This window comes from Helicobacter didelphidarum (genome assembly GCF_003364195.1).
Lineage (GTDB): Bacteria > Campylobacterota > Campylobacteria > Campylobacterales > Helicobacteraceae > Helicobacter_A > Helicobacter_A didelphidarum.
In genome coordinates, this window is the sequence record NZ_NXLQ01000055.1 from 1 (window position 1) to 4,674 (window position 4,674).

Sequence of the window (4,674 nt, forward strand, 5' to 3'; positions counted from 1 at the left end):
TCATAGTGGGAGAGACATAGAGTATGCCGATATTTTTTATGAAAAAATAGATAATGCGTTAGTGTATTTTTATCAAACACTTATTAAGAACTATGAAAAAGGAAATACAAAAGTTGATAAGGTGGCATAAATGAAACTCCCAATCTATTCAAAACTCAAAGCAAAACTAGAATCTAAAGGATTAGATCCTACCACAAGTGGGCAAATTGCGTGGTTTGTGTGTAGTGTTGGAATCTTTATCCCTCCTATGCTGTATCTATATCAAGATCAATATACATTTTTATTTGTTGTATTTTTTATTTTTGTATTTAATTTATTTTATATAAAGAATATATTACCATTTTTATTAGTTATATTTTTTATCATTTTATTTTTTAGCTTTGCAAGATACTTTGATAGTGCAATTTGGGTAGTTTTAGGCATATTATTTCTATGTGTAACTAGTGTTTGTGTGATAGCCAGAAAATGGAGGTTTCTTATTGTCTTTTGTTTTGGCATAACTTTTATATTTCTTTCACTTAAAATATTTAACATATTAGGAGGATTTTATAAATGAAATATTATGTAACAATTTATATAGACCCATTGATAGAATGTTTTATAGATTTTAAAAATAAATGTTATTGGAAAAGAGAAGATGCTACACACGCATTCTTAGGACTCACCAAAGATAAATCACCTGATGAGCTAGATAAGATAAAACTTGAAAGAGATGTAAAATATTGGGACTATAGTCTTGGCAAAATGGTTACTTTTAGGAAAGAAGAATATAAATGGTATGAAACAATGGATACAAATGAATATAATGATGGCTTTTGGGGGTTTGGCACAGGTGTAAGTGGAATATCTGGAGTATTTAATGTGGCAGGCGAAGTATTTGAAAACAATCAATATGCAGTAAAGGATAAACTATGAAAGATAAATTTCAATGGCAGAAATTTATACTAGATTGTTTTTTGTGTTTTGGAGTTGCCATAATCTCTCCATTGGTATATTCTATTTTAGTAAAAAGTGATAATTTGCGATGGCTTTTATATCCAATACAATGGTTCATGTATCCAATACAATGGCTTTTATATCCAATACAATGGCTTTTTAGTATTGACATTCATACTATTGGCGATATAGCGGAATTTATCGTTGGTTTTTTTTCACTAAGCCTCATTGTATTTTTTGTAATCAATATTTCCTATAAGATACATAAGCTGAGTTTGAGTTTGAGTTTAATTTTTATGGTATGTTATACTGCATTTGGATATTATTTTTTTAGTCATTTATAAGGAAGTTTTATGCAATATTTTGTAACCATCTACATTTACCCAATGCAAGGTGTCAATATCCCTCACGCTTTCTTGGGCTTAACACGCAAACACCCTGATGAACTTGACACAATGGATAAAGCATTAAGAGATGAAAAGCTTAAAAACAAAGATTGGAAAGATATTGATAAGCAATGGTATGAATTAAAGGGGAAGCTCTATGAATAACAAATGTAATTTTGGTAAATTTGTTTTAGATTGTTTTTTGTGTTTTGGAGTGATGGTAGTATCTGCTATTATATTTTCATATCCATTTGCTTTTATGGTAACTATAATTTTATCTATATTTGGTGTTGAAGATTTCTCTGTAAAAATATGGTGCTTTGGCGATATAAGTGCAATTCTTTTGCCATCATCTTTAGTTATTCCTGTAATTATGATTTTTCTATACAAAAAAGATATTATAAGTTATAAAATTTATAAAATAAGTTTAATGTTGTGTTATATTTTGTTAGTATTTTTTATACTTTTTATAGATTACACATTGAATTGTAATTTTGTTAAATAAGGAATTCTCTATGCAATATTTCGTAACAATCTATATTCACCCAATGGATTTTAATATCCCTCACGCTTTTTTGGGTTTAACCCATAAACACCCTGACGAACTTGATGAGCAAGGATATATTGATATGTATAAATATCAAGTTGGCTACTATTCAGATAAGCCGACATTAATACATGTAAAGGGTAAATGGTATGAGCAAATATATCCTAGTATCATAGATTCCAATTTTCAAGATGAGGGATTCTTTGGATTCGCTCCCGTGGAATCTGCTTTTAATCATTGGGGTAAGGTATTTGAGAATAATCAGTATATACCAAAATGGCATGATAACTTTCAGCAATACACTTATATAGATGAACGACCATCATCAACATTTTGGCAACAGAATTGCTGTGTATTTGAAATATCTAAAGAGCAATATGAGAAGCTCTTAGAATCTATCAAAGAAGATGTAGAAAAAACAATAAAAAGAACACCTAGTTTGATACAAGATGATAGCAAAATGACAAGCCTTGAAACCCTAAAGGAAAACTTATATTATAATTCTAGCCCCATCAATAAATATTCATATCACAACTGCACCACTTGGGCTTTAAACAAACTAGATTCTATCGGTATAGAAGTTTATAATACTAAAGAATGGATACCAGATGCTCCTATTGGATTTAATGTAAAAAATACTCTTTTTACAACTATCCAAGCCATACATTCCACTTTCCTTAAATTCCAAAATATCGATGATAATCTTAAAAGTATCAAAGGAGCGATAGCCTTTAGGGATTGGGCGAGAAAATATATCAATCATTCTTGTTTATCTCAAGTGTATCTTGAGCAATACAATAAAGAAAGAGGGAAAGATTCATTATTCTTAGATAAAGAGATTATGCAATCAATCTTTCATCTTGGCTATGTGTATGTAACTCTTGATAAAATTTTGCAATCAAGGCTTGATAAAATCAACAGCAAAAACATAAAAGGAGATTTTGAATTGATTTATTATGAGCAACGAGAAGGACAGCTTAAAATCCTTAAAGCAAGTAATGACTATAAAGCAGAGCCTATCAAAGAATTTGACTTAAGTATCCCTGCGAATAATTGCTCACTCAATAAGTTTTATCCTTTTATCTTTATTCCCAAAGATGAAATGATTTCAAGGGTTTTATATCATCAATATGATTATGGTAAAGTTTCAAATAGTTATGAAATAGCTATGAATGAATTTTATACAAATGTTATTGCAGGGATACAAAGTGATAAGTATTGGAGCAAAAGTTATCACAAAATAAATAAACATTTGGAGAAATTAAATGTCTAATAACAAAACCACAGAAGAAATCTTTGCTTATCCTAACCAAACCATAGACTTAAAAGTCTTAGAATCTAAAGGGATTGATACAATAGAATCTAAAATATATTTTTTAGGTATAGAGCTACATGGTGGAGTAGAATCTAATCAACCCTATAATGAATGCTTCTTTGGGGAATTAGATTCTAATGATAGCAATATGGGATTCAATATAAATAAGCCTATATATTTCTTACAAGGTGGAGAGGATATAGATTCTGTCATTGCGAGGAATGAAATGACGAAGCAATCCACAAACGAAGATTCTAGGCAATCCACAAATAGCAATGCTAAGGTTTCTAATAACTCAAATATGGATTGCCACAGCCCCAAAGGGCTTCGCAATGACAAGAATATAGGCACTTCCACACTCCAAGTATTCCTTCATTCTTCTACACTTACAATACTAAACTACTCCCTCCTAGACTCTAGCCTTCATATCAAACTAGAATGTAATAGCTCTGAATCTCAAGAGATACAAGAGAAAGAAAAAGCACAACAAGAATCTAAAGATAACGATATGGATTTTATTATAAAGGAAGTAGCGTGAAGATGATAATTTATATATCTTTGGGATTTTTTGGAATCTTGGTTGTATTACTAGCTAGTGGGTGTAGTATTTACTATCCTACATCATATCGTGCTTTTATCCCAAAACAATGGGATAGTGAATACAAAGAATATGAGAGATTGTGTAAAGAGAATATAGGTAAAGTGGTGTATGCAAGACCTATCACACAAGATGAGAGAGAGGAGATGAATAAGATAAAAGCTAAATCCTATAAGGGAAGAGCCGAATTTTATGATTACAATTATGTTCCAATAACTAAAAGTATATATGAATTAAGAGAAAATATATATATAAAACCAACATATTTTAGAGATAAAGAATGGAACATTCATCATTTTGACTATAAGGATAGTATAAAATATCAAAAAATAACAACATATTATTATGACAGACATTGGACAGAGTTTATATTTTTTACTAAGGGTAGCCCTACAAGTGAGAAGTTTATAGAGTGTGAAAAAGATAGATACCAAAGCAAGGAGCTATTACGAATGGCTTTAGATAATCCTAATATTATTGGATTAAAAACTGATATAGTCTTTACAGATTATCATACTTTTAGAACTATTAAGAAGGATATTAATAATGCCAAATAAACTCTACCAAAAATACTATACTCTAGGAGTCTATGTAGATACTTGGGGTTGGAATGAGGGTGTAATCCCTCATGTATTCTTAGGGCTTAAGGTGGAATATCAGCTTATCAATGAAAACTTTAATGGAACACTAGATGATAAATCAAGAAAACAATATGCCGTAGAATCTAAACTAGAAAAACATAGCAAAACTACACAAATGGAGCTTATAGAGAAGCTTACACGAGAATTTAAACACAATGAAGCTAATAAAGAGAAATGGATAGAGCAAAAAGATGAAGCTATTTATGAAGAATTAGATGAAGATTATTTATTCTTTCGTCAAGGTTATAAAG

At 29.9% G+C, this 4,674-nt stretch carries 8 protein-coding genes; all 8 read left to right on the forward strand.

Annotation, left to right across the window (positions count from 1 at the left end):
• Positions 1-130: 130 nt before the first annotated feature.
• Complete coding sequence (locus tag CQA53_RS10150; protein WP_115543859.1) at positions 131-556, forward strand: hypothetical protein; 426 nt, start codon at positions 131-133, stop codon at positions 554-556.
• Positions 553-915, forward strand: coding sequence for a hypothetical protein (locus CQA53_RS10155; RefSeq protein WP_115543860.1), 363 nt, complete (start codon positions 553-555; stop codon positions 913-915). Before CQA53_RS10150 ends, CQA53_RS10155 begins: the two co-directional genes overlap by 4 nt.
• On the forward strand, positions 912-1,280 hold the full coding sequence (locus CQA53_RS10160; RefSeq protein ID WP_115543861.1) for a hypothetical protein: 369 nt from the start codon (positions 912-914) through the stop codon (positions 1,278-1,280). The genes CQA53_RS10155 and CQA53_RS10160 overlap by 4 nt, the downstream gene beginning before the upstream one ends.
• A 9-nt stretch (positions 1,281-1,289) precedes the next feature.
• Positions 1,290-1,487 carry a hypothetical protein gene (locus CQA53_RS10165; RefSeq protein WP_115543862.1) on the forward strand — a complete coding sequence of 66 codons (198 nt, stop codon included), beginning with the start codon at positions 1,290-1,292 and terminating at the stop codon, positions 1,485-1,487.
• Between the two features lie 350 nt (positions 1,488-1,837).
• Positions 1,838-3,142 carry a hypothetical protein gene (locus tag CQA53_RS10175; protein WP_115543864.1) on the forward strand — a complete coding sequence of 435 codons (1,305 nt, stop codon included), beginning with the start codon at positions 1,838-1,840 and terminating at the stop codon, positions 3,140-3,142.
• Positions 3,135-3,722: a hypothetical protein gene (locus tag CQA53_RS10180; protein ID WP_115543865.1), complete on the forward strand. Its 588-nt coding sequence runs from the start codon at positions 3,135-3,137 to the stop codon at positions 3,720-3,722. Before CQA53_RS10175 ends, CQA53_RS10180 begins: the two co-directional genes overlap by 8 nt.
• 2 nt (positions 3,723-3,724) lie before the next feature.
• Entirely contained in the window at positions 3,725-4,339 is a 615-nt protein-coding gene (locus CQA53_RS13385) for a hypothetical protein (RefSeq protein WP_245945881.1), read from the forward strand.
• Positions 4,329-4,674, forward strand: a 346-nt coding sequence (locus CQA53_RS10190; RefSeq protein WP_147290031.1) for a hypothetical protein, incomplete at its 3' end; no start/stop codon positions are given. The genes CQA53_RS13385 and CQA53_RS10190, both read left to right, overlap by 11 nt.

Coding starts and splice junctions, on each gene's coding strand:
- CQA53_RS13385 (WP_245945881.1), top strand. CDS start 3,725: ATGATAATTTATATATCTTTGGGATTTTTTGGAATCTTGGTTGTATTA.
- CQA53_RS10175 (WP_115543864.1), top strand. CDS start 1,838: ATGCAATATTTCGTAACAATCTATATTCACCCAATGGATTTTAATATC.
- CQA53_RS10155 (WP_115543860.1), top strand. CDS start 553: ATGAAATATTATGTAACAATTTATATAGACCCATTGATAGAATGTTTT.
- CQA53_RS10180 (WP_115543865.1), top strand. CDS start 3,135: ATGTCTAATAACAAAACCACAGAAGAAATCTTTGCTTATCCTAACCAA.
- CQA53_RS10160 (WP_115543861.1), top strand. CDS start 912: ATGAAAGATAAATTTCAATGGCAGAAATTTATACTAGATTGTTTTTTG.
- CQA53_RS10150 (WP_115543859.1), top strand. CDS start 131: ATGAAACTCCCAATCTATTCAAAACTCAAAGCAAAACTAGAATCTAAA.
- CQA53_RS10165 (WP_115543862.1), top strand. CDS start 1,290: ATGCAATATTTTGTAACCATCTACATTTACCCAATGCAAGGTGTCAAT.